This is a genomic window from Parafrankia sp. Ea1.12, assembly GCF_900465275.1.
Lineage (GTDB): Bacteria > Actinomycetota > Actinomycetes > Frankiales > Frankiaceae > Parafrankia > Parafrankia soli.
The window spans coordinates 12,685-36,433 of record NZ_UBIZ01000372.1; the positions used below are offsets into that span (position 1 = coordinate 12,685).

The window sequence follows — 23,749 nt, forward strand, 5'->3', positions numbered from 1 at the left end:
GATCCGTCGTGCCCGGCCGCCGGCCAGGCCCCCTCCACCCCTGGCAGACCGCCAGGGCGCCGCTGTCACGGGTACTCCTCCCGTCGGTACGAGGCCTCACCGGGCGGTGCGGTGAACGCGTCGGTCCCCTGGTCGCGCGGCCGCTCCGCCGGGTCGGCGCCGGTCCGCCAGTAGTTCCCCTGGTCACCCGGCACGCCGACGGCCGGTGGCGTGCCGGCCCGGCCGCGGGAGGCGTACGCCTCCCGGTCGTATCCACCCTGGTCACGTCCGCCCGGGTCGCGCCGGCCCTGGTCATATGCGCCCTGGCCGTATCCACGCGAGTCGTGGGCACCCGTGTCGTTGGCACCGGAGCCGTAGGCGCCGGAGTTGTAGGCACCCGAGCTGTGGACGCCGGCGTCGCCGGCACCCAGGTGGTACGCGGCCGAGTCGAGCGCCCCCTGGTCGGGAGCGGCCGGCCCGGGGGCGCCGGGGCGCCCGTACCCGCCGGTGGCGTGGCCGCGCGCGTCCAGCCCGCCGGTGCCCTGGCGTCGCAGGTCGTAGCTGTCAGTCCCGTACCCGGCCGTGTCATAGCCGGCTGTGCTGTAGCCGGCGGTGTCGTAGCCGGCCGTCCCGCCGCTCACGGCCTGGGAGCCCTGGGCGCCCACGTCGTGGGCACCTGGCCGGTAACCGCCGGTGTCGTACGCACCCGTCCGGTGCGAGCCCGTCCCGTACCCGCCAGCACGATGGGAGCCGGTGTCGTACGCGCCGGCGCCGTGGGCGCCGGTGCCGTGGGCGCCGGTGCCGTGGGCGCCGGTGCTGTCGGTACTGATGCTGTGCGCTCCGGTGACGTGGGCGCGGATGTCGTAGGCGCCCGTGTCCTGGGCACCCGTCCCAAGGGCACCCGTCCCGTGGGCAGCGGTGTCGTAGCCGCCGGAGGCGCCCGTGCCGGGCGCGTCCGCGCCGTATCCGCGCTGGCCGGCGTGGGTCTCGGCGGCGGCGCCCTGACTGGCCGCGGCGCCACCGCGGCGCCACCCGGCCCGCTCCGACCGGGGCTGGCGGCCGTTGACCGGGATCGGCATCGTCGCGGGCCCGCCCGGAGCCACCGCGGCGAGATCAGGACGCTGCCCGCGGGCGGGGGCCGCGGCGGCCGGCGCGCCGGGCTCGGCCGGGCGTGCCGGCGCCGGCACGCGGGGCCGCAGCCGGTTGCGCGGCCGGGGCAGGGCGTGCGGCGAGGTGATGTCGCCGGACATCGGCCGGGCGGGCGCCGGCCCGATGAGGTCGTGCACGGAGCGGACGACCTTCGGCTGGCGGGCCCGGTCCTCGCCGCGGAAGCCGGCCTCCAGTTCCCGGCCCTCGAACGACCACGCGACCACGATCAGCCGGCTCGGCGCGGCGACCTTCCCGGCGTGCGCCCGCTCGAGACGGGCGCCCCGCACGGCCTCCCGGGGGATCCAGAACGCCTCGCCGTCCCGGTCGACCCGCACTCCAAGCTCGTAGACGGCGATGTAGTCGCCGTCGTGCCCGGCCAGGCCGCGCGCGGCGATCCACTCCCGCCAGTGGCCGGCGTCCACCGTGCCGAGGTAGCGCCCACGCAGCGGGGCGGCCAGCACGTTCCCGGTCTGCTCCGGCGGCTCGGGCAGGGCCGGCAGGTTCTCCTCCTGCTGTTGCGCACGGCCGCGCCAAGCCCGTCGCATCGCGCCCACGACTGCCACGACCAGCAGCAACAGGCCGAAGGCGAGGAGCAGGTGCAGGCCCGTCTGATCCTTGCCACCGGCGGCCAGCACGGGGCCGGCCAGCGCGAACGGGGTGATCCCCGGCAGGGATGTGGATCGTGAGGCGGAGGTCATATGATCTTCCCGTCGAGCACGGTGGGCCGGCCTCGCAGGAACGTCGCCCGGATGGCACCGGGCAGCGTGCGGCCACCGTACGGAGTGTTGCTGCTCCGGCTGGCGACGGCGAGTGGATCGATCACCCGTCGCGCCTCCGGGTCGAGCAGGGTCAGGGTGGCGGGCGCGCCCACCTGGGCGAAGCTCGCCGGGTCACGCGGCGTGTCGGCGACGGCGCCGATCCGGGCCGGCGCCAACGCCATCCGGTCGGCGACACCGGCCCAGTCGAGCCGGCCGGTTTCGACCATGGTCTGGATCACGATGGACAGCGCCGTCTCGAGGCCGAGCATCCCGGGCCGGGCGGCGGCCCACTCCGTCTCCTTGTCCTCGGAGGCGTGCGGGGCGTGATCGGTGGCCACACAGTCGATCGTGCCGTCCGCGAGCCCGGCTCGCAGTGCCTCTGTGTCGGCCTCGGTGCGCAGCGGCGGATTGACCTTGTACACCGGGTCGTACGAGGCGACGAGCTCCTCGGTGAGCAGCAGGTGGTGCGGGGTGACCTCCGCGGTCACCCGCCAGCCCTTCGCCTTGGCCCACCGGATGAGCTCGACCGAGCCCGCCGTGGACACGTGGCAGATGTGCAGGCGCGACCCGACGTGCCCGGTCAGCAGGGCGTCCCGGGCGATGATCGCCTCCTCTGCGACGGCCGGCCAGCCGGGCAGGCCCAGCCGCGCGGCCATGGCGCCCTCGTTCATCTGCGCCCCGGCGGTCAGCCTCGGCTCCTCCGCGTGCTGCGCGATCACACCGTCGAAGGCCTTGACGTACTCGAGCGCGCGGCGCATGAGCAACGCGTCGGACACACAGTGACCGTCGTCGGAGAACATCCGGACCGTCGCCGCGGAGGAGGCCATGGCGCCCAGCTCAGCGAGCCGCTCGCCGGCGAGCCCCCTGGTCACCGCGCCGACCGGGCGCACGTCGCAGTGCCCGGCGTCCTGGCCGAGCCGCCACACCTGCTCGACCACCCCGGCGGTGTCGGCGACGGGGTCGGTGTTGGCCATCGCGAACACCGTCGTGTAGCCGCCGAGCGCCGCCGCGCGGGTACCGGAGTCGACCGTCTCGGCGTCCTCCCGGCCAGGCTCGCGCAGGTGGGTGTGCAGGTCGACCAGCCCGGGCAGCGCCACGAGCCCGGTGGCGTCGACGACCAGGGGGGCGGGACGGGTCCCGTCGGCGGAGCCCGCGGCGGCCTCGGCCACGACGCCGGTGCGCTCGCCGCCCCCGGCCGGCGCGACCGCGGCGATCGTCCCGTCGGCGATCACCAGATCCCGCGCGTCACCACCCAGCGGACGGACGCCACGCACCACGATCACCGATGTCATGAGGACTCCCGTTCGGCGCCGCTGCCGCCGAGCAGCAGGTAGAGGACGGCCATGCGGACGCTCACGCCGTTCGCGACCTGCTCGACCACCGTCGAGCGCGGCGAGTCGGCCACCGAGGAGGCGATCTCCATCCCGCGGACCATCGGCCCGGGGTGCATGACCAGGGCGTGCTCGGGCATGAGCGCGGCCCGGTCCGCGTCGAGGCCGTAACGGCGGCTGTACTCCCGCTCGGTCGGGAAGAACGCCGCGGACATCCGCTCCCGCTGCACACGCAACATCATGACCACGTCGCTCTTGGGCAGGACCGACTCGAGGTCGTAGGACACCTCGACGGGCCACCCGGAGATACCGAGCGGCAGCAGCGTGGGCGGGGCGACCACGGTCACCCGCGCACCGAGGGTCGTCAGCAGCCAGACGTTGGAGCGGGCCACCCGCGAGTGCAGGACGTCCCCGACGATCGTCACGGCCAGCCCGTCCAGCCGGCCGAGCCGGCGGCGGATGGTGAAGGCGTCGAGCAACGCCTGGGTGGGGTGCTCGTGCGTACCGTCACCGGCGTTCACGACGCTGCCGCGCACCCAGCTGGCCAGCCGGTGCGGGGCGCCGCTCGCGGGATGACGGCAGACGACGGCGTCCGCGCCCATCGCCTCGAGGGTCTGCGCTGTGTCCTTCAGGCTCTCGCCCTTCGACACGCTTGACCCCCGGGCCGAAAAATTGATCACATCTGCCGACAGCCTCTTGGCGGCGACCTCGAAGGACGTGCGGGTACGGGTGGAGTCCTCGAAGAACAGATTGACCACGGTCCGGCCGCGCAGCGTCGGCAGCTTGCGGACCGGCGCGTCCGCGACCCGCGCCATGCGGTCCGCCGTGTCGAGCACCAGCAGCGCGTCGTCGAGCTTGAGATCCGCGGTGGAAAGCAGATGGTTCATCACACCCACCACCTCGGGCGGCGGCGCGGGGTCGCGTGCGCGGTCACGGCGCGTCCGACGAGACAATGAGGACGGCGTCGGCGCCGTCGACCTCCCGGAGCCGGACGGCGACCGACTCGCGGCGCGAGGTGGGCATGTTCTTCCCCACGTAGTCGGCGCGGATGGGCAGCTCGCGGTGGCCCCGGTCGACCAGGACGGCGAGCTGCACAGCGCGGGGGCGGCCATAGGCGGACAGTGCGTCGAGCGCGGCCCGGACGGTGCGCCCGGAGTAGAGGACGTCGTCGACCAGGACGACGACCATCCCGTCGACCCCGCAGTCGGGGATCTCGGTCACCTCGAGGGGGCGCACGCCGCGCAGCCGCAGGTCGTCCCGGTACATGGTCGGGTCCAGGGAGCCCACGGGAAGGGTCACGCCCTCGACCGCGGCCACCCGACGCGCCAGCCGTTCCGCGAGCGGCACGCCGCGGGTCGGGATGCCGAGCAGGACCACGCCGTCGCCGCCGGAGGTCTTCTCCAGCACCTGGTGCGCCATCCGGCTCACGACCCGGTTCATGTCGGCGGCGGAGAGCACGGTGCGGGTGATGCCGAGCCCCTCGGACCCGGTGAGCCCCTCGGACCCGGTGGGGGTGCTGCTCACATCGGCCGTCCCGGCACGGAGCTCGTCCCGTGGACGGGCGGTACGCCCGGTACGCCCGGTCGTGTTCCGGGCAGGGTCGCCTTGTGCGGCCGAGGCCACGAGGTGTCCCTCCTTCCCCGCCTCACTGGACGGTCCTTAAAGGAGCGGTCCACGCGACCGTACCAGCCGCCTCCGGGCCCAAGGGACCGGTCGAGCAGGCCTGAGGGCCGGGGCCACGCAAGACGTCGGCCCGGTACGGACGGATTCCACGGACGCTTCAACCAGCCCGCGAGAGCCGTTGCTGAGAGTGACACGGGTCACGATGCTCCGCATACCGAGCATCAAAATCGTCACTACACGTCACCGTAGATAGACGAAACGCACCGGCCGGCGCCCCATCCGGGAAGTGCCAGCGGCGCTAATGCCAGCCGCAACCAGGAGGCTACAGAAAGTGGTACAAAGAAAGAGGCGACACGACCCCCCGGGTGTCGAGCCTCAACCTGGCGGGCACTACTATCGGTAACCGCCGGCGGCAAGAGCCCCGGTTCCAGCTGATCGACCACGACAGGAGTGGGCACTTCGATGTCCGACTATGCGAAGGCGCTCGGTGCTCGGCTGCGCGCGATACGCACCCAGCAGGGGCTCTCGCTTCATGGCGTCGAGGAGAAGTCGCACGGTCGCTGGAAGGCCGTCGTGGTGGGCTCCTACGAGCGTGGAGACCGCGCCGTCACCGTCCAGCGCCTGTCTGAACTGGCCGAGTTCTACGGCGTGCCGGTAGGGGAGCTGCTCCCCGAAGGCTCCACCGTGGCGCCCCTCGAGCAGTCCCCGCGCATCGTCCTCGACCTTGAACGTCTCGCGCAGGTTCCCAAGGAGCAGGGCGGTCCGCTCGCGCGGTACGCGGCCACCATCCAGAGCCAGCGCGGCGACTACAACGGCCGGGTGCTCTCAATCCGTTACGAGGACCTGCGTTCCCTCGCGGTCATCTACGACACCTCCCCGAGCAAGCTCACCGAGCAGCTCGTGTCCTGGGGTGTTCTCTCGCCGGAGCAGGGCAGCGAGCCGGCCGCGTCGGACGCCTAGTCCCGCCGTCGGCTGGTTCCACACCCGGATGCCCGGCCCGGGCATCCGGACGCACCAGGCACCACGGGCGGACGGTCACCGGGGGGTACCGTCGCTCCGCTCCACCACCCAGCGGTGGCACGCACAGCACCAGCACCAGCACCAGGGATCTTCTGGGGGACGACCCGGTACGTCACATCCGTGACGTACCGGGACACCGCGCAGACTCAGGCGCGAGCCTCGGTACGCGAGCTCAGGCCTCGGCCGACTCGCCGCCCACGGCCTCAGCCGCCCCGGCTGCCCGAGGGCTTCCCTCCGGCACCGGTTTCTCCTTGAGCAGGCTCGCCAGCAGGCCGTTGACGAATGCCGGCGACCGCTCGGTGGAGATCGTCTTGGCCAGCCTCACCGCCTCGTCGATCACGACCCGGTCCGGCACGTCGGAACGCCAGAACAGCTCCAGCACCGCGATCCGGAGGATGTTCCGGTCCACCGGGGGCATCCGGTCCAGTGTCCAGCCCTGGGCGAACCGGGCGATGTGCGCGTCTATCTCGGCCAGGTGGGCCACCACGCCCTCGACGAGGTCCGAGGTGTAGTCCGGCACCGGCGGGTCGGCCTGCGCCCGGTGCGCGGCAAGGGTCTCCATCGCCCGCACCGAGCGCATGTCCGCCTCGTAGAGGACGTCCAGCGCCCGCTTGCGGGCCTTGGACCTGGCGCTCAGCTCGTCACCCGGCCCAGGTACCGGCCGTCGCGGGTGTCGACCTTGACCTTCTCGCCGGTGGTGATGAACAGCGGCACCTGGATGTTCGCGCCGGTCTCGAGCGTCGCCGGCTTGGTGCCGCCGGTCGAGCGGTCGCCCTGGACGCCCGGGTCCGTCGCGGAGATGGTCAGCTCGACGCTCGCCGGAAGCTCGACGTACAGCGGCGCGTCGTCGTGCAGCGCGACGGTGGCAATCGTGTTCTCCAGCATGTAGTCGGCAACCCCGCCGACCACTCCCGGAGGGACCGGGATCTGGTCGTACGACTCGCTGTCCATGAACACGAAGTCGGCGCCGTCACGGTAGAGGTAGGTCATCTCGCGGCGGTCGACGGTCGCGACGTCCACCTTGATTCCGGCGTTGAACGTCCGGTCGACCACCTTGCCGGTGAGCACGTTCTTCAGCGTCGTCCGGACGAACGCCCCGCCCTTGCCCGGCTTGACGTGCTGGAATCCGACGACGTTCCACAACACCCCGTCGATGTCGAGCGTCATGCCGTTCTTCAGGTCGTTCGTTGTCGCCACTGCGCGTGTCTCTCCGTTCCGGTCGCCGTCCGGCCGATCGCCGTAGGCCTAATCGCCGTATGACCGATCGCCGTGTTGTCGACCGACCGTCAGCTGGTCGATCGCCGGCCCGCCGCCCGTCACCGGGTCAGGCCGCGGCAAAGTCTACAGATCGAGGGCATGGCCGCCTCGCAGCCCACGGCGGACCACGCGCGGTGCCAGCCGAACGGTCAGCTCCCGGTAGCGCTCACACCGCCCGCGGCGACCGAGCCGTACGCGGCCAGCAGCAGGCCGGGCTCGGGATCGTCGAATCCGCGCGGCCGGCCGAGCGCTTCGAGCACAACGAAACGCAACCGCCGGCCCCGGGTCTTCTTGTCGACCCGCATCGCGTCGAGCAACGCCGGCCAGCGGTCCCCCCGGTACTCCACCGGCAGCCCGATGGCCCGCAGCAGCTCGCGGTGGCGATCGGCGGTCGCGCGGTCGAGCCCGGCGACGAGCCGGGAGAGCTCGGCGGCGAAGACCATGCCGACCGAGACCGCCGCGCCGTGCCGCCAGGAGAAGTTCTCGACCTTCTCGATCGCGTGGGCGAGGGTGTGCCCGTAGTTCAGGATCTCGCGCCGGCCGGCCTCGCGCGGGTCGCCGGACACCACCGCCGCCTTGACCCGGATCGACCGCTCGACGAGCTCGGGCAGCCGCGCCGACCCGGTCGGATCGGCCTCCAGCAGCTCGAGGATGCGCGGATCGGCGATGAACCCGGCCTTGACGACCTCGGCGAGCCCGGCCCGGACCTCGACCGCCGGCAAACTGGCCAGGGTCGACAGGTCACAGAGCACCGCCAGCGGCTGGTGGAAGGCGCCGACGAGGTTCTTGCCCGCCTCGATGTCGATACCCGTCTTGCCGCCGACCGCCGCATCGACCATCCCGAGCACGGTGGTGGGCACCTGGATGACGTCGACACCACGCAGCCAGCCCGCCGCGGCGAACCCGGCCAGGTCGGTCGTCGTCCCGCCGCCGAGCCCGACCACCAGGTCGTCGCGGGTGAAGCCGACACGGCCGAGGGCGTCCCAGCAGGCGCCCGCGACCCGCAGCTGCTTGGCCTCCTCGCCGTCCGGCACCTCGAACGCGTGCGTCTCGACGCCGGCACCGGCGCCGGCCCGCAGCTCGGCGATGACCGCCGCGGCGGTGGCCCGCAGCGCTCGCGGGTGAATGACCATGACCCGGGTGCGCCCCGCGGCCAGCGCCGGTAGCTCGCAGAGGGCGCCCTCGCCCAGCACCACGTCGTAGGCCCGGTCACCGGACGGGGTGACCTGGATGCGGACCATGTCGGAAACCTTCATCGCGCACATCAGTGCCCCGCCCTCCCGGCGAGCTCGATCAGGATCGCGGCGACGACGTCGTCGATCCCGAGGGCGGCGGTGTCCACGGTGATCGCGGCCACCTCCTCGTACAGCGGACGGCGGGCCTTCAGCAGCGCGGCCAGCCGGGTCCGCGGGCCCTCCACGAGCAGCGGCCGGTCACGCGCGAGCCCGACCCGCTTCGCCGCGTCAGACGCGGTCACGTCGAGGTAGACGACCCAGTGCCGGGCCAGCTCCGCGCGGACGCCGGCGTCCAGCACTGCCCCGCCGCCCAGGGCGAGCACACCCGGGTGCTCGGCCAGGGCGGTCAGCACCGCCGCCCGCTCCGCCGCGCGGAAGTACTCCTCGCCGTGCTCCAGGAACACGTCCGAGACGCTCATTCCGAGGTTCGACTCGACATCGGCGTCGGTGTCGCGGAAGGCCACCCCGAGGCGCGCCGCGACCGCCATACCGACGGTGCTCTTACCCGCCCCCGGCGCGCCGACCAGCACGGCGACCGGGCCGGACACAGCTGCCCCCGGCCCGTCGGCCCGCGCCCCGCTCTCCGCGCGCATGGTCAACGCACCGCCAGCGACTTCAGGTAGCCCTCGTAGTTGCGCCGGGTCTCCTCCACCGAGTCGCCGCCGAACTTCTCCAGCGCTGCGCCGGCGAGCACGAGGGCGACCATCGCCTCGGCGACCACGCCGGCCGCCGGCACCGCGCACACGTCCGACCGCTGGGCGATGGCGACCGCCGGGTCGCCGGTTGCGACGTCGATCGTGGCCAGCGGCTTCGACAGGGACGAGATCGGCTTCATCGCCGCGCGGACGCGCAGCGGCTCGCCCGTCGTCATCCCGCCCTCGACGCCGCCGGCGCGATCGCTGGCCCGCCGGACCCGCCGGCCCGGCCCCTCGAGCGGCTCGATCTCGTCGTGGGCGACCGATCCGCGCCGGCGCGCGGTGCGGAAACCGTCACCGAACTCGACGCCCTTGATCGCCTGGATGCCCATCAGCTCGCCGGCGAGCCGCGCGTCGAGCCGGCGGTCGCCGTGGACGTAGCTCCCCAGCCCCGGCGGGCAGCCGTAGGCCAGCACCTCGACGATGCCGCCGAGGGTGTCCGCGTCGCGGTGGGCGGCGTCGATCTCGGCGACCATGAGCGCGCTGCTGGCCGGGTCGGCACAGCGCACCGGGTCGGCGTCGACGACGGCCAACGAGGTCGGCGGCGGCGTGCCGGGTGGCACCTCGACCGCGCCGATCGCGACGACGTGCGAGACCACCTCGATGCCGTACGCCTGGCGCAGCAGCGCCCTGGCGACCGTGCCCAGCGCGACCCGGGCGGCCGTCTCCCGGGCGCTCGCCCGCTCCAGCACCGGCCGCGCGTCGTCGAAGCCGTACTTCTGCATGCCGGCGAGGTCGGCGTGACCCGGGCGCGGGCGGGTGAGCGGGGCGTTGCGGCCCAACCCCTCCAGCTCCGCCGGGTCGATCGGGTCGGGCGCCATCACCCGCTCCCACTTCGGCCACTCGGTGTTGCGCACGACGACGCTCACCGGGCCGCCCAGGCTGACCCCGTGCCGCAGGCCGCCGAGCAGCTCGATCTCATCCTGCTCGAACTTCATCCGGGCGCCGCGACCGTGGCCGAGACGGCGCCGGGCCAGCTCGGCGCCGATGTCCGCGCTGGACACCCGGATGCCCGCCGGCAACCCCTCGACCGTCGCAACCAGTGCGGGGCCGTGTGACTCCCCCGCTGTCAACCAACGCACCATGCCTGCCAGTCTTTCACGGCCGGTCCGGTACGAGCCCCCGTCGCGGGCCGGAGATCGCTCAGCCGGCCGGCTCCCAGCCCACGCCGAGCACCGCGATCAGCGCCCCGAACAGCAGAAACGGGCCGTAGGCGATCGGATCACGGCGGGACACGCGGCGCAGCGCCAGCAGCACGAGGACCACCGCACCGGAGATCATGGTCGTCGCGACCAGCCACACCACGACGGCCGACCAGCCCAGCCAGCCCGTCGCCACGCCGAGCAGCCCGGCGAGCTTCACGTCCCCCCGCCCCAGCCCGGCCCCCGGCAGCAGGCGCAGACCCGCGTACAACAGCCAGGCCACGGCGCCGGCGAGCAGCGCCCGCGGCCAGCGGCCGGGCGCGCCCTCGGCCAGCGCGGGCACGGCGAGCAGCGCGGCCAGCACGGCGTACGAGGGCAGCACGATCACGTCCGGCAGGCGGTGCACCCGCAGGTCCACGGCGGCAAGCACGACCCCGACGACCGTCAGGTACAGGTACGCGGGCAGACGTCCCGGGTGCGGGTAGGTCGACGCGGCGACGGCGGCGATCAGGACGGCGGTGACGGCGCCGAGCACGGCCGGCGCGGGGGTCGCCCGGCGCGGCAAACGGCCGTCCACCGGATCGAAGGAGTCGACGACCCGGGGCAGCAGCGGGATCGGCAGCGCGGCGCAGACCGCGGCCGCCACGGTGGCGGCGACCACCGTGTTCACCTGACCACCCTGTTCACCTGACCATCGTGCTCATCCGACCGCCGGGCTCATCCGATCCGGCTCGCGACGCGGGCCGACAGCGCCGCGTGGCCGGCGGCGAGCAGGACCCGTTCGTCCACCGGGCGGCCGGTGAAGTGGCACACCTGGCCGACCGCCTGGCCGGCCAGCACCTCGAGGCCGCCGACCACCCGCGCACCGCCGCGGTAGGCGCAGGCCGCCAGCGCCGTGGGCCAGGGGTGGTAGAGGAGCTCCAGCAACGCGCAGGTCACCGGCCACGGGCGACGCGCGAGCTCGTCGGTCACCCCGGCGGGGGTCGTGGCGACCACCAGGTCCGGCCCAGCCGGCATCCCGCCGCTGAGGATGTCCCAGGGCAGCGCCGTGACCGAGACGCCGAGCCGGGCGCCGATGCCGACGAGCTCGGCGACCGCGTCGGGGCGGCGCGCCACGATCGCGACCCGAGTGGCACCGACCCGGGCGAGCGCGGCGACCACTGCCCGCGCCGTCCCGCCGGCCCCGAGCACCAGCGGCTGGACCGGGGCCGCGCCGCCGGTGAGCCGCCGCAGCGCGTACCCGACGCCGTCGACGTCGGTGTTGAACCCGGCGAGCCGCCCGTCCTCCCGGACGACCACGGTGTTCACGGCGCCGAGCAGGGCCGCGGTGGGCTCGACGTCGTCGAGCAGGTCGACCGCGGCGGTCTTGAGCGGCATCGTCAGCGAGACCCCGGCCCAGCCGGGCTCGTCACGCAGGCGGTCGAGCATGCCCGGCAGGCCGGCCTCGTCGCACTCGATCGCCGTGTAGGTCCAGTCCAGGCCGAGCCGCTCGTAGGCGGCCGTGTGCAGCACCGGGGAGAGGGAGTGACCGATGGGCGAGCCGAGCACCGCCGCCCGCCCGGCGTGCGGACCCGGCCCGGCCGGCTCCGCACGGTCACGAGAGCTGATCACCACGGCTACTCGGCCCCTCCCTGGCGGTGGTATTCGTCCAGCGCGTCCTGGAACTCCGCGTCGGTGGTGGCGAAGACCGTCTCATGCGTCTGCGGCATGGAGACGAAGTAGAACCACGACCCCTGTGCCGGGCTGAGCGCGGACTCGATCGCCCAGGTACTCGGGTTCGAGATCGCGCCGGGTGGGAGACCCTCGACCGCGCGGGTGTTGTACGGATTGTTCTGGCGGAGTTGGTCCTGGGTCAGCGGGCCCTCGTACTCGTCGAGGGCGTACCGGGTGGTCGAGTCCATGTCGATCCGCCGGAAGCGGCCCGAGGTGTCGTTCAGCCGGTTGTAGATGACCCGCGCCACCTTGGGCCCCTCGCCCTCGTTCGCCACCTCCTTCTCGATGATGGAGGCGATGATCACAACGTCCTGGGGCTTCACGTGCCCGGCCTCGGCGCGCCCGACGAGGTCGATCTCCTCGGCGTTGGCCCGGAACCGGGCGACGGCCTCCTTGAGCACGTCCACCGGGTCCGTGCCGGGCGCGACGTCGTAGGTCGACGGGAAGAGGTAGCCCTCCAGCCCCGTGGCGTAGTCGGGCAGGCCCAGCGTCGACGGCTTGCGCGCGATCGCCTCCAGGTCGGCCACCGGCGTGCCCGTACGTGTGGACAGCTCCTTGAACACCTGCCGGACCGTGTCCCCAGGGCTGATCGTGTAGCGGAACAGCGCGGAGGACGCGTCGTCGAGCAGCGCGTCGAGCGCCGCCACCGCGCTCATCTTCGAGCGCAGCCGGTAGGTGCCCGGCTGGATCGACAGCGCGCGCTGGTCCCGCGACGCGAGGTTGACGAAGGACTGCCGGCTGGCGATCACGTCGGAGGCGGCCAGCCGGCCCGCGATCTCCGACGACGTGGCGCCGGCGGGAACCTGAACGACGACGATGCCCTCGCCGGACCCCGCGTAGTCGGCCGCGGGCTCCCCGCCGATCCGGCCGATGACCTTGCCGACACCGAAGATCCCCGCGCCGACCAGGACGGCGACCACGACCAGCACACCGATCAGCTTCGGCAGAGCCGAGCCCGGCCGACGTCCATCGGGCCGCCCCCGGTCATCGTCACGCCCACGCCTCGGCGGGGCGGCCCCGTCGTCGGGGTCGCCATCGGCGTCGTCGTCATAGGCGCCGCCGTAGGCCCCGTACGCGTCGGCCTCGTCCGGCTCGAAGCCGTCCTCGTAGCCGGCGGGCTCGCGCTCACCCGCGGCCAGGCCGGCCCGGTCGCGGCCGTCCACGCTCCCGGCGCGGCCGCGGCGGGAGCGCCGCGCACCCGCCGCGGCACGGCGTTGCTCCTCGTACGCCCGGTCGTCGTAGTCCCGGTCGTCGTAGTCGTCGTAGCCCGCGCCGTCGAGCAGCTCGTCGAATCCGTCCCCGTCCCGGATCACGCCGAATCCAGGGGCCGCCCAGTACCGCCCGAGGCGGCGCCGCCGGATCCCCCGCGTGCCCGGCGGACGTCCAGGTGGTGCTGCAGGATCTGCACTGCTGCCTCCTGATCCACGAGATCACGGCGGGCCCGGGAACGCAGTCCGCGCTCAGCCATTCTGCGATGCGCCACGACCGTGGTCAGCCGCTCGTCGACGAGACGGACCGGCACGGGCGCGACACGCGCGGACAGCACCTCCGCGTACCGCCGCGCGAGCCGGACGGCCTCGCCCTCCCGGCCGGAGAGGTGACGCGGCAGACCGACGACAACTTCGACAGCGTGCCTGTCCCGGACGATGTCGGCAAGCTCGTCGATGTCCGCAAAGCCACGGCGAGACACATCTCGGCGCAGAGTTGTCACCGGCACGGCGAGCAGACCGTCAGGATCGCTCACCGCCACACCGACCCGCACCGACCCGACATCCACCCCGATCCGCACGCCGCGCCCCGCGTCCGCCTGCCCGCCGGCCGCGGAATCCGAACCGGCCGCGGAATCCGAACCGGCCGCGGAATCCGAACCGGCCGCGGAATCCGCGCCAGCCGCGGAATCCGCGCCAGCCGCGGAATCCGGAGCGGTCACGGGGTCCGGGCCGGGCCGGGGCGACGCCGCGGCCGCGCCGCCGGTGTCCCCCCGGCCCACACCGGTGTCGTTCACGCGCCCTGGTCGGCGACCAGCTCGCGCAGCCGGGCGAAGACCTTCGGGATCATGTCCGCGTCACCGCGTCCGCCCTGGGCGACGTCAGGCTTGCCGCCGCCCTTGCCGCCGAGCGCGGCCCAGGAGTGCCGGACCAGGTCGCCGGCCCGCAGGCCGCGGGTCCGCGCGGTCTCGTCGGTCGCCACGACGACTGCCGCGCCGGCGGCCTCGACGACCGCGACCACCGTCGGCCGGCCGGCGAGCCGGCCGCGCACATCCAGGGCGAGCAGGCGGACGTCGTCTGCCGGAGTGCCCGCGGGCACCTGCGCGGTGACCAGCGCCACGCCCCCCACGTCCTCGGCGCCGGCGGCGAGCGCCGCCGCGCCGGCCAGCACCGCCTGTGCCCGCAGCCGCTCCAGCTCCTTCTCCGCCTCGCGCAGCCGCCCGACGATGTCGGCGACCCGGTCGGCGAGCTCGTCCGGACGGGCCTTGAGCGCGCTGGAGAGCTGCGAGACGAGCACGTGCTCGCGGGCCAGGAACCGGAAGGCGTCCATGCCGACCAGCGCTTCCACCCGGCGCGTCCCGGCCGAGATCGACGACTCGGACAGCAGCTTGATCGCGCCAAGCTGGGCCGAGCTGGCCACATGGGTACCACCGCACAGCTCGCGGGCGTAGTCCCCGACGTCCACGACACGGACCCGGTCGCCGTACTTCTCACCGAACAGCGCCATCGCGCCCAGCCGGCGCGCCTCCTCCTGAGAGGTGACGTACCAGCGGACCTCCAGATCACGCAGGGCGATCTCGTTGACCTCGTCCTCGACGTCGGCGAGGACGGAGTCGGGCACCGCGCCGAGCGCGTGGAAGTCGAAGCGCAGCCGGCCCGGCGAGTTCAGCGACCCGGCCTGCGTCGCCGACTCCCCGAGCGCCCGGCGGAACGCGGTGTGCACGAGGTGGGTGGCGGTGTGCGAGCGCGACACCGCGCGCCGGCGCTCGACGTCCACCTCGGCGAACACGTCCGCCCCGACGCGCAGCTCGCCGCCGAGCACCTTCACCCGGTGCATGACCAGGTCGGGCACCGGGCGCTGGACGTCGAGCACCTCGGCCTCGCCGCCGTCGAACCGGATCCGGCCCAGGTCGGCCTCCTGGCCACCGCTCTCGGCGTAGAAGGGGGTCGCGTCGAGCAGGATGCCGACCTCCTCCCCCTCGCCGGCCGCGGTCAGGCTGCCGCCGTCACCGATGCCGACGATGCCGACGATGCCCGACTCGCGCCCGAGCTCGGTGTAGCCGGTGAACGTCGTCGGGCCGGAGGCGGCGAGGATCGGCCGGAAGGCGGAGAGGTCCAGGTTGCCGATCCGCCGGGACGCCCGGTCGGCCTTCGCCGCCTGGCGCTGGCGCTCCATCAACCGGCGGAAGCCCGCCTCGTCCACGGTCAGGCCCGCCTCGGACGCCATGTCCATGGTCAGGTCGATCGGGAACCCGTAGGTGTCGTGCAGCCGGAACGCCGACTCGCCGCTGAGCTGGGACGACCCGCTGGACCTGGCCTGGGTGACCGCGGTGTCGAAGAGGGTGGTGCCCGTGCGCAGCGTCTCCAGGAAGGCCGTCTCCTCGGCGACCGCGACGGCCGTGATCGCCTCGGCCTGGTCGACCAGCTCCGGGTAGATCGGACCCATCGCCGCGCGGACCACACCGAACAGCTCGTCCATGACCGGCTCGCGGGCGCCGAGCAGCCGGGCGTCACGCACCGCCCGGCGCAGCATCCGCCGCAGGACGTACCCGCGGCCCTCGTTGGACGGTGAGACCCCGTCCGAGATCAGCATCGCCGCGGTCCGGGTGTGGTCGGCGACGACCCGCAGCCGGACGTCGGAAGCCGGGTCGGCGCCGTAGCGGGTGCCGGTGAGCCGGCCGGCCGCATCGAGCACCGGACGGGAGATGTCGATCTCGTACAGGTTCTCGACACCCTGCAGGATGGTGGCCATCCGCTCCAGGCCCATCCCGGTGTCGATGTTGCGGGCGGGCAGATCACCGACGATCTCGTAGCCGTACTCGCTGCCCTCGCCCCGCGCGAACTGCATGAAGACGAGGTTCCAGATCTCCAGGTAGCGGTCCTCGTCCGCCTCCGGGCCGCCCTCGCGCCCGTACGCCGGGCCGCGGTCGAAGTAGATCTCGCTGCACGGGCCGCACGGGCCGGGCACACCCATCGACCAGAAGTTGTCCTTCTTGCCGCGCCGCTGGATGCGCTCGGCGGGCAGCAGGGTGCGCCAGATCGCCTCGGCCTCGTCGTCGTCCAGGTAGACGGTGGCCCACAGGTCGTCGGGGTTGAAGCCGTAGCCGTCGACGATCAGCTCGAAGGCGAACGGGATCGCCTCGGCCTTGAAGTAGTCACCGAAGGAGAAGTTCCCGCACATCTGGAAGAAGGAGGCGTGCCGGGCGGTGCGGCCGACGTTGTCGATGTCCACGGTCCGCACGCATTTCTGCACGCTGGTCGCACGGTTCCACGGCGCCTTCAGGTCCCCGAGGAAGTAGGGCTTGAAGGGAACCATGCCGGCGTTCACCAGCAGCAGGGTCGGGTCCTGCGCCACCAGGGACGCACTCGGGACCACGGTGTGACCCCGCTCGGAGAAATGGTTCAGAAAGCGGCGGCGGATCTCGGCCGTGTCCATCGGTTCACGTCGTCCAGGGTCGTCGGGATAAGGCACCCGGCCACCCGGCCGACGCCGGGCGTGCACCCGGGATCGGCCGTGACCGGTCGGAGGTCATGGCCGGCGCGCGCCGGGGACCAGACGCATCGTCCGTTCCGGGTCGAACTCGTCAGGACCCGGGGCAGCGGTGTCCTGGTCGCTCGCGGCAGCCCCTGTGCTCGTGGCGGCGCCTGTACGCTCGCCGTCGCCGGAGCCGTCCGCGTCGTCGAGGCCGAGCGCGGAGCGGATCTCCTCCTCCCGCTCGGCCATCGCCTCGCCGACGTCGGCGGCGAACTCCCGCACCGACTGTACGAAAGACCCGGCCAGACTCGTCGGCGACAGCGAGGAGACCGCGCGGGCGACCTGGCGCACCACCAGCACCCCGGTGGCCGCGCCGAGGGCGACGTAGAACATCCTCGTCCCCATCAGCGACGACCCCGGCCGCCCGCGCCGGACGCGGTGACCTCGGGCGCGCGGCGCGCGGCCCGGCGCTGCGACTTCTCCGCCTTCATCTCGGCCGACACGCGCGCGGTGACATCCGCCTTCGCCCGCTTCGCGACCGCCTGCCGCACGCCGTAGCTGAACGCGGCGACCCGCACGATCGGCCCGCCCAGCGTGGCGGCGAACAGCGACGTCAGCGACGACACGTTGGTGGTCACCGTCTGCACGTTCGCCGTGATCGCGTCGATCCGGTCGAGCTCCTTGTTGACGTGGGCGAGCGCGACGTTGACCTCGTCCACGGTCGCCCCCGCCTGCCGGACCCGGGCGGTGCCCTCGTCGATCACGATCCCGGTCTGCCGTACCCGGGCCGCGGCCTCGTCGAAGATCTTGCCGAGCTTGTACAGGACGTAGCAGGCGAAGAGCACGAGCACCGCGAACGCCCCAGAGGCGATCAGGCCCGCGACCGCACCACCGGACATGTGCTTCGCCTCCATCGTTGTCGGTAACGCCAGTCGTAGGTAACGCCTGTCTCAGGTAACGCCAGTGCCGGGTAACGCCTGGTGACACCGGCCACCGAGGCCGGCCGGACCACCGGGGCCGCCCTGCGCGGGCCGGGGCAGTCCCGCCGGGACACCGTTCCGCCCGTCACGCCGCACCGGCCGTCACGCCGCACCGCCTGCCACGGCGGCCGTCACGCCGTCCGGTGCGGCGCCCTCGTGCGGTGGTCCGGGTGGTCTGCCGGTGCCGTTCGCCAGTGACCTTACCGACCGGTGTGCACGCACCACCGGTAACCCCCGGGCCGTCCGTGTCCGTCCCCGGCCGGACGGGCCGGCGCCGGGTGGTCAGCCGGAGGTGTCCGCCGGGGGGTCTGGCGGCTGTCCCCGCAGCACTCCGCGCAGCAGCAGGAGCCGCTCGCCCGCCCGCCGCTCGAACCCGTGCCCGGTCGGGTGGTAGTAGTCCGACCCGGCGAGGACGTCCGGCGCGTACTGCTGTCGGACCACCCCGTCCGGGTGATCGTGCGGATACCGGTACCGCTCGCCGTGACCCAGCCGCGCCGCGCCCCGGTAGTGCGCGTCACGCAGGTGCGGCGGCACCGGCCCGACCCGGCCCGACCGGATGTCGGCCGTCGCCGCGTCCAGCGCGGTGATCACCGCGTTCGACTTCGGCGCCAGCGTCAGATGGATCACCGCCTGGGCCAGGGCGAGCCGTGCCTCCGGGAGCCCGACGAGCTCGAGGGCCTGGGCCGCCGACACGGCGACCCCGAGCGCCCCGGGATCGGCCATCCCGACGTCCTCGCTCGCCAGGATGATCATTCGGCGTGCGACGAAACGCGGGTCCTCGCCGGCCTCCAGCATCCTGGCCAGGTAGTGCAGTGCGGCGTCGACGTCACCGCCGCGCATCGACTTGATGAACGCGCTGACGACGTCGTAGTGCTGGTCGCCCTCCCGGTCGTAGCGGACGGCGGCGCGGTCCACCGCCCGCTCGAGGAGGTCGAGCTCGAGGCGGACGGGACCGGCTCCGTCCGGACCGGCTCCGTCCGGACCGGCCGCGGCGAGCGCCGCCTCCGCGCCCGCCTCGAGCGCGGTCAGCGCGCGCCGGGCGTCACCGCCGGCGACCCGGACCAGGTGCTCGCGGGCCTCCTCTGCCAGCACGAGGCGCCCGCCGTAGCCGCGCGGATCGGTCACCGCACGCTCCGCCAGCTCGGCGATGTCGGCGTCGGTCAACGGCTCGAGGGTCAGCAGCAGCGACCGGGAGAGCAACGGGGAGACAACACAGAAGAAAGGATTCTCCGTGGTCGCCGCGACCAGCGTCACCCACCCGCGTTCCACGGACGGGAGCAGCGCGTCCTGCTGGGTACGGGTGAACCGGTGCACCTCGTCGATGAACAGGACCGTCCGTACACCGGACATCGACAACGTCTCGCGGGCCTCGTCCACCACCGCGCGGACGTCCTTGACACCCGCGGTGACAGCCGAGAGCTCGCGGAACCGGCGCCGGGTGGCCCGGGACACGATGTGCGCCAGCGTGGTCTTCCCGGTACCGGGCGGCCCCCACAGCACCACCGAGGTCGTCCCGCCGCCCTCCACCAGCCGGCGCAGCGGGCTGCCCTCCGCCAGCAGGTGACGCTGCCCGACGACCTCGTCCAGGCCGCGTGGGCGTAACCGGGCCGCGAGCGGGCCGGAGGAGGCGAGCGTCTCGGCCAGCTCCGCGTCGAAGAGACTCACCCGACCACCGTACGGCCGGGGTCCGACACCGATCCGAGAGCAGGCGGACGGCGTCCGCGGGCACTGGCGGAGGTCACCGCCACCCATGGTGGGCGTCACCCGTCCAGCCGACCGGGTCGGCCGGGCCCCGCTGGTCCGGCGGATCGCGCCGGTCCACGGCGTCCCAACGGTCCGCGGCATCCGGCCGCTTCAGGGCATCCCGCCGGTTCGCCGGGCCGGCCGGGCCGGCCGGCCCGGGCCGGTGCCCCCGGTCCCGCGGCGCGTTCGACGTGACCGCTTCGAGGGGACCGCTCCGCTGCGCCGCCCAGGCGGCCCGCTCGTCGGTCCCGGACCGCTCGCCTCCGCCGACCCGATCGGCCTGCTCCGGCCGCTCACCCCCACCGACCCGGCCGTCGCCACCGGGGCGCTCCCGGTGGGACGGGCCGCCCTCGACCCGCCCGGCGCCCGGCCGGGGCCCGCCGCGATGCCGGCTGCGCTCCTGGACCGGGGCGAACGGATCGGAATAGGTGACCCCGCCGAGCGCGGCGAAGATCACGACCGCGAGCACGGAGAAGGCGATCACGCACACCAGCATCGCCAGGGTGATCGGGTCCGCCCCGGTGACCGGGGACAGCACGGCGGCCGTCTGGACCTGCGTCGCGGCCATCGCCGTGTAGTGCATCCCGCAGACGGCCACGGCCATGACCAGCGAGGCCAGCACGACGTGCAGCCCGGTGAGCACACGGAAGGCGATCCACAGCGCGGCCAGCGCGGCGACGATGGCGACGCCGACCGACAGGGCCACCAGCCCGTGCCGGTAGCTGATGTCACTTCCGACGTGCATCGCGGCCATGCCCGTGTAATGCATCGCGGCGACGCCGAGCCCGGCGACGACGCCACCGGCGGCCAGCCGCACCGGGCTGTCCGGACGCCGGGCCACCAGCGACAGGCCCACCGCCGAGACGGCGATCGCGATGAGCAGGGACAGCCCGGTGAGCGGCAGGTCGTACCGCACGTCGCGGTCGGCGACCTGGTAACCGATCATTCCGATGAAGTGCATGGACCACACCGCGCCGCCACCGAGAGACACCGCGGCCAACATCGTCCACCGCAACCTCGCCCGCCCCTCGGCGGAAGGTATCCGCATCGCGCTCACCAGCGCCGCGAAGGAGCCGATCACGGCGAGCAGTACGGACACCGCGGCGAACAGAAGATCCTGACTCGAATGTTGATGGGCCATCTGCACCGTGATCAATTTCCCCCCAGACCAGCCGAAAGACGCCCATTCCTAACACAAGTTCTCAGCTAACGAGAACTTGCGCGCCGAATTACACCGGAGGAAGTAACAGACGCCGCACCGAGCCGTGGCGGCCCCGGGTCAGGACTTCGGTCCCTACGGTGACAGGCCAGAGACCCCTTGTGGCATGCGACGCCTACGTCACCACGGAGCAATAAAATCACTCTGAGCAACAACCCGCTACTCACCGCTACGAAGCGCGTTCGTCGGCCCCACACCCCGAGGCCCGTGCCCGACGGCCTCTCGAGGTCGCCCCGCTCTTTCCTCAACCCGTCGGCGGCAAACCGTCCGCGAATTCGGTCCGTCCCGGCGCGCAACCCGGCGAATGGTCGGTGAATACCGACGCGGGCGACCGGGGCACGGCACTCCGGAGTGGTTCACGAGCCGATAACGGGGGCAGGGCGCAACCACCACGTATCGGCGTCCCGGAAGTGCGTCGATTTTCCGCACGAACGGTCGAACAGGATGTAGGTGGCCTGTAAGTGCCGGTCACGGTGGATGGCATGGGACACACGTCCGGATGTCGAGAGCCCAGCCGCTCCACCACCGACGACACCGCCGCGCGCCGTGCCGGCGGTGCGCGGGAAGCCGCCACGCAGTGGAAACGGCCGGGCTACGCGCATTCCCGGCCGGCCACGCATCCTCCGGTCACGCTTCCGGGCCACCGGGACACGAAGCGGCGGAGCTGCACAGATGCCAAACGGGCGCGCCCTTGGCCCACATGGGTAGCTGCAATCGGTTGACTGGAGCCCCTTATCTGGAACACGCTTCCGATGCCGGGGGCAAACGTCGGTGCCGACTACCGGGAACTCACCGGAACGGCACGGAACACGTCCGGAAAGGAATCCGAGCACACTGTGGGCGTCATCGCGAACGCCGTCGACAGGTCGCCGGCGCGGCGATGACTGCCCGCCGTCGGAGCAGTCACGGCGACGTCGGAAAGTCCGGCGTCGGCCAACGAGTTCATCCGGAGGAAGAGCAGTGTCTGACGGGCTATCGCCGGCCGGCCGGAATACAGCGTCCGGCGCGTTCCACGGCGCAGCACGGACTTCTCCACGCGGCGCCGCGCCCGCTGTCGGCTCCGCCCTCGGCGGCGGGCACGCCGCGGGCCGCCGCGCCGGCGGCCATGCCGAGAACGGCGGGGCGATCGGCCTCGTCGTCGGCGAGCCGGAGGAACCGACCTCCCGCTTCGGGCAGCGCACCCTCGCCTCCCGACTGGCCCGCACCATCGAGCTGGAGATCATCCGGCGCGGGTGGCCGGTCGGCGAGGGGCTCGGGTCGGAAGCCCAGCTCATGGAGCGCTACCAGGTCGGGCGGTCGGTGCTGCGCGAAGCCGTCCGGCTGCTGGAGAGCCGATGGGTGGCTCGGCCGCGGCCCGGTCCCGGCGGCGGCCTTGTGGTGACCGCGCCCGACCACGACGGTGTCCGCGACGTCGCCCGGGTCTACCTCGACTTCGCCCGTGCCCGGCCGGAGCACCTCTGCGAGACCTGGTCCGCCCTGGAGGCCGTGGCCGTCCGCAGGCTCGCCGAACGGATCGACACGGCCGGACTGACCCGGCTGCGCGGTGCGCTGCAGCCGGCCACGCCGGGCGGGCGGGCCGCGGGAGCGCGCTCGCGGACACGGTCAGCCGGCACCCGGCCGGCGCCGGTCGCAGCGGGCTCCACCGGGGAGGCCCCGGTGCTGCTGCACCTCGAGATCGCCCGGCTGGCGGGCAATCCGGCCGCCGAGCTGTTCATCCGGGTCCTGGCGGACCTCTCGCATCCCCGTGAGGAGACCGACCGGCTCGGGCAGTGGTGGCAGCACCCGCTGCACGCCGAGATCGTCGACGCGATCACCCGCGGCGAGGGCGCGCTCGCCGAGCACCTGGCCCGGTCCTGCATCCGGCGGCACGTCGAGGAGGCGACCGCCCACCGGCACTGATCACCACCCGCACTGACAACACCACCGGCACTGACGCGACCGGCACTGGCCCGCAATGGCACCGACCCCCGCTGGCACTGGACTCCCCTGGCCCCGTCAGCGGCGCCGACATCGGCGCCGCTGACGCTGACGGGGCACCGGAGCTGACGGAGCTGACGGAGCTGACGGAGCTGACGCCATGACGCCGGCGCCATGACGCTGAAAACAGATTGCGCGGCGTCGAATGCACCGGCGATTGCGCGGGTATCCAGTCGACCACGACGGATCGCGGCGGCGCGGCGAACATGCTGGTACTCGCACCGCGGTTGGCGCCGCGGGGCCATACACGGACAACCGTACTCGGACAACCACTCGCACGACTTGTTACGCGCTCCGCAGTTGCCCACACAACCATGTCGGACAACAGCACCGGACAACGCCACTGGGCAACACCGGTAGGCAACGCCGCCGGACAACACCGCGAACGAACGCCGCCGAACCGCGACGGCGGACAACAGCCACCGACTACGGCGGCTGACTGCGGTGACCGAGAACAGCGACGGACAACTGTCACGGACAACTGTGGTCGACATCAGTGTCGAAGACCGGGAGGACCACGCCAACAGGGTGCGCTCGGCAGTCTCCTCATTGCGGAACGTGTATCATTCTTCCGCCGGGCACCAAGCGGGCACCGGCAACGGGCGGGCATCTAGGCCGGCCGCACACACACCTGAACCGGCGGGAACGCGGAATGCCCGCGGCGTGATGAGCCGCGTCCGTCCGGAGAGGCACGGAAGAATGACATTAGCCGAGCACCAGCGTGGTGGCAGGACGGCAAAAGGCCCGAGCGGCCGTGCCGCGGTCGCTGGTGGCCCGCTCGGCGGTGGTCTCGGTCAGCAGGTCCGCGTGCCCAAGACCGCCGAGCTCGTCGCGGCCCAGCTCCGCCGCCAGATCGTCCGTGGTGAGCTCGTCGAAGGCGACGCCCTACCCCCCGAAGCCGTCCTCATGGAACAGTTCGGCGTCTCCCGCCCCACCCTGCGCGAAGCCTTCCGCGTCCTCGAATCCGAAGCCCTCATCTCCGTCCGCCGCGGCGCCCACGGCGGCGCCCGCGTCCACACCCCCGACGGCCAGGTCGCCGCCCGCTACGCCGGCCTCGTCCTCGAACACCGCCACACCACCCTCGCCGACGTCCACACCGCCCACACCCTGCTCGAACCCGCCGCCGCACCCAGGGTGGCCTCTCCCTTCTGCCAGTTGCACGGGCACAGCTCGTCGGTCTGCAGCGCGTCGAGTACGCGCAGCACCTCGGCCGGGTTCCGGCCGACGCTGCCGGCGGTGACCATG

Annotated in this window: 20 protein-coding genes and 2 pseudogenes; 3 read left to right on the forward strand and 19 right to left on the reverse strand. The window is 73.3% G+C overall.

Annotated features, from left to right (window positions below):
* Positions 1-65 precede the first annotated feature (65 nt).
* Genes FMEAI12_RS37260 through pyrR form a run of 4 tightly spaced genes read right to left on the reverse strand, consistent with a single transcriptional unit; the run spans position 66 to position 4,741 of the window.
* The gene (locus FMEAI12_RS37260; RefSeq protein ID WP_200835365.1) at positions 66-1,826 is read right to left on the reverse strand and encodes a hypothetical protein; all 1,761 of its coding nucleotides are present in this window, start codon (positions 1,824-1,826) and stop codon (positions 66-68) included.
* Positions 1,823-3,178 carry a dihydroorotase gene (locus FMEAI12_RS21270; protein WP_112107585.1) on the reverse strand — a complete coding sequence of 452 codons (1,356 nt, stop codon included), beginning with the start codon at positions 3,176-3,178 and terminating at the stop codon, positions 1,823-1,825. Before FMEAI12_RS21270 ends, FMEAI12_RS37260 begins: the two co-directional genes overlap by 4 nt.
* Positions 3,175-4,104, reverse strand: a complete 930-nt coding sequence (locus FMEAI12_RS21275) for an aspartate carbamoyltransferase catalytic subunit (protein WP_020459316.1) — start codon at positions 4,102-4,104, stop codon at positions 3,175-3,177. The genes FMEAI12_RS21270 and FMEAI12_RS21275 overlap by 4 nt, the downstream gene beginning before the upstream one ends.
* A gap of 43 nt (positions 4,105-4,147) precedes the next feature.
* Positions 4,148-4,741, reverse strand: a complete 594-nt coding sequence (gene pyrR / locus FMEAI12_RS21280) for a bifunctional pyr operon transcriptional regulator/uracil phosphoribosyltransferase PyrR (protein WP_071064888.1) — start codon at positions 4,739-4,741, stop codon at positions 4,148-4,150.
* Positions 4,742-5,302: 561 nt separating this feature from the next.
* Here pyrR and FMEAI12_RS21285 point away from each other — a divergent pair.
* Complete coding sequence (locus FMEAI12_RS21285) at positions 5,303-5,800, forward strand: transcriptional regulator (protein WP_006540108.1); 498 nt, start codon at positions 5,303-5,305, stop codon at positions 5,798-5,800.
* A 232-nt stretch (positions 5,801-6,032) separates the two neighbouring features.
* On the opposite strand, the gene nusB is transcribed toward FMEAI12_RS21285, so the two are convergent.
* From nusB to FMEAI12_RS21355, 14 genes are all read right to left on the reverse strand, one after another.
* Positions 6,033-6,497: a transcription antitermination factor NusB gene (gene nusB, locus FMEAI12_RS21290; protein WP_083391118.1), complete on the reverse strand. Its 465-nt coding sequence runs from the start codon at positions 6,495-6,497 to the stop codon at positions 6,033-6,035.
* Entirely contained in the window at positions 6,494-7,057 is a 564-nt protein-coding gene (efp, locus tag FMEAI12_RS21295) for an elongation factor P (protein WP_020459313.1), read from the reverse strand. The genes nusB and efp overlap by 4 nt, the downstream gene beginning before the upstream one ends.
* Positions 7,058-7,266: 209 nt before the next feature.
* Positions 7,267-8,382, reverse strand: coding sequence for a 3-dehydroquinate synthase (aroB, locus tag FMEAI12_RS21300; protein WP_071064873.1), 1,116 nt, complete (start codon positions 8,380-8,382; stop codon positions 7,267-7,269).
* Positions 8,382-8,945 carry a shikimate kinase gene (locus FMEAI12_RS21305; RefSeq protein WP_071064874.1) on the reverse strand — a complete coding sequence of 188 codons (564 nt, stop codon included), beginning with the start codon at positions 8,943-8,945 and terminating at the stop codon, positions 8,382-8,384. Before FMEAI12_RS21305 ends, aroB begins: the two co-directional genes overlap by 1 nt.
* A 2-nt stretch (positions 8,946-8,947) precedes the next feature.
* Positions 8,948-10,132 (reverse strand): chorismate synthase, encoded by a 1,185-nt coding sequence (gene aroC, locus FMEAI12_RS21310; protein ID WP_071064875.1) that lies wholly within the window; start codon positions 10,130-10,132, stop codon positions 8,948-8,950.
* 58 nt (positions 10,133-10,190) lie between these two features.
* Positions 10,191-10,859, reverse strand: coding sequence for an A24 family peptidase (locus FMEAI12_RS21315; protein ID WP_112107587.1), 669 nt, complete (start codon positions 10,857-10,859; stop codon positions 10,191-10,193).
* A gap of 47 nt (positions 10,860-10,906) precedes the next feature.
* On the reverse strand, positions 10,907-11,803 hold the full coding sequence (locus tag FMEAI12_RS21320; protein ID WP_112107588.1) for a shikimate dehydrogenase: 897 nt from the start codon (positions 11,801-11,803) through the stop codon (positions 10,907-10,909).
* Positions 11,804-11,805: 2 nt separating this feature from the next.
* Entirely contained in the window at positions 11,806-13,215 is a 1,410-nt protein-coding gene (gene mltG / locus FMEAI12_RS21325; RefSeq protein WP_112107589.1) for an endolytic transglycosylase MltG, read from the reverse strand.
* Entirely contained in the window at positions 13,212-13,691 is a 480-nt protein-coding gene (gene ruvX / locus FMEAI12_RS21330) for a Holliday junction resolvase RuvX (protein ID WP_235014270.1), read from the reverse strand. The genes mltG and ruvX overlap by 4 nt, the downstream gene beginning before the upstream one ends.
* A 212-nt stretch (positions 13,692-13,903) precedes the next feature.
* Positions 13,904-16,546: an alanine--tRNA ligase gene (alaS, locus tag FMEAI12_RS21335; protein ID WP_112107590.1), complete on the reverse strand. Its 2,643-nt coding sequence runs from the start codon at positions 16,544-16,546 to the stop codon at positions 13,904-13,906.
* Between the two features lie 93 nt (positions 16,547-16,639).
* Positions 16,640-16,990: a hypothetical protein gene (locus tag FMEAI12_RS21340; protein ID WP_071064880.1), complete on the reverse strand. Its 351-nt coding sequence runs from the start codon at positions 16,988-16,990 to the stop codon at positions 16,640-16,642.
* Positions 16,990-17,484: a DUF948 domain-containing protein gene (locus tag FMEAI12_RS21345; protein ID WP_020459303.1), complete on the reverse strand. Its 495-nt coding sequence runs from the start codon at positions 17,482-17,484 to the stop codon at positions 16,990-16,992. Before FMEAI12_RS21345 ends, FMEAI12_RS21340 begins: the two co-directional genes overlap by 1 nt.
* 363 nt (positions 17,485-17,847) lie before the next feature.
* The gene (locus FMEAI12_RS21350) at positions 17,848-19,230 is read right to left on the reverse strand and encodes a replication-associated recombination protein A (protein ID WP_112107592.1); all 1,383 of its coding nucleotides are present in this window, start codon (positions 19,228-19,230) and stop codon (positions 17,848-17,850) included.
* Positions 19,231-19,303: 73 nt separating this feature from the next.
* On the reverse strand, positions 19,304-20,449 hold the full coding sequence (locus tag FMEAI12_RS21355; RefSeq protein ID WP_235014267.1) for an MHYT domain-containing protein: 1,146 nt from the start codon (positions 20,447-20,449) through the stop codon (positions 19,304-19,306).
* A 1,038-nt stretch (positions 20,450-21,487) separates the two neighbouring features.
* Here FMEAI12_RS21355 and FMEAI12_RS21360 point away from each other — a divergent pair.
* The gene (locus tag FMEAI12_RS21360; RefSeq protein WP_071064881.1) at positions 21,488-22,426 is read left to right on the forward strand and encodes a FadR/GntR family transcriptional regulator; all 939 of its coding nucleotides are present in this window, start codon (positions 21,488-21,490) and stop codon (positions 22,424-22,426) included.
* A 777-nt stretch (positions 22,427-23,203) separates the two neighbouring features.
* A pseudogene (locus FMEAI12_RS21365) lies at positions 23,204-23,629 on the forward strand (FadR/GntR family transcriptional regulator); the annotation flags it as partial.
* On the opposite strand, the pseudogene FMEAI12_RS40085 reads toward FMEAI12_RS21365, so the two are convergent.
* Positions 23,548-23,749 (reverse strand): annotated as a pseudogene (locus tag FMEAI12_RS40085) (hypothetical protein); the annotation flags it as partial. The pseudogenes FMEAI12_RS21365 and FMEAI12_RS40085 sit on opposite strands and share 82 nt — an antisense overlap.

Coding starts and splice junctions, on each gene's coding strand:
- FMEAI12_RS37260 (WP_200835365.1), bottom strand. CDS start 1,826: ATGACCTCCGCCTCACGATCCACATCCCTGCCGGGGATCACCCCGTTC.
- FMEAI12_RS21270 (WP_112107585.1), bottom strand. CDS start 3,178: ATGACATCGGTGATCGTGGTGCGTGGCGTCCGTCCGCTGGGTGGTGAC.
- FMEAI12_RS21275 (WP_020459316.1), bottom strand. CDS start 4,104: ATGAACCATCTGCTTTCCACCGCGGATCTCAAGCTCGACGACGCGCTG.
- FMEAI12_RS21285 (WP_006540108.1), top strand. CDS start 5,303: ATGTCCGACTATGCGAAGGCGCTCGGTGCTCGGCTGCGCGCGATACGC.
- aroB (WP_071064873.1), bottom strand. CDS start 8,382: ATGTGCGCGATGAAGGTTTCCGACATGGTCCGCATCCAGGTCACCCCG.
- FMEAI12_RS21305 (WP_071064874.1), bottom strand. CDS start 8,945: ATGCGCGCGGAGAGCGGGGCGCGGGCCGACGGGCCGGGGGCAGCTGTG.
- aroC (WP_071064875.1), bottom strand. CDS start 10,132: ATGGTGCGTTGGTTGACAGCGGGGGAGTCACACGGCCCCGCACTGGTT.
- alaS (WP_112107590.1), bottom strand. CDS start 16,546: ATGGACACGGCCGAGATCCGCCGCCGCTTTCTGAACCATTTCTCCGAG.
- FMEAI12_RS21340 (WP_071064880.1), bottom strand. CDS start 16,990: ATGGGGACGAGGATGTTCTACGTCGCCCTCGGCGCGGCCACCGGGGTG.
- FMEAI12_RS21345 (WP_020459303.1), bottom strand. CDS start 17,484: ATGTCCGGTGGTGCGGTCGCGGGCCTGATCGCCTCTGGGGCGTTCGCG.
- FMEAI12_RS21355 (WP_235014267.1), bottom strand. CDS start 20,449: ATGGCCCATCAACATTCGAGTCAGGATCTTCTGTTCGCCGCGGTGTCC.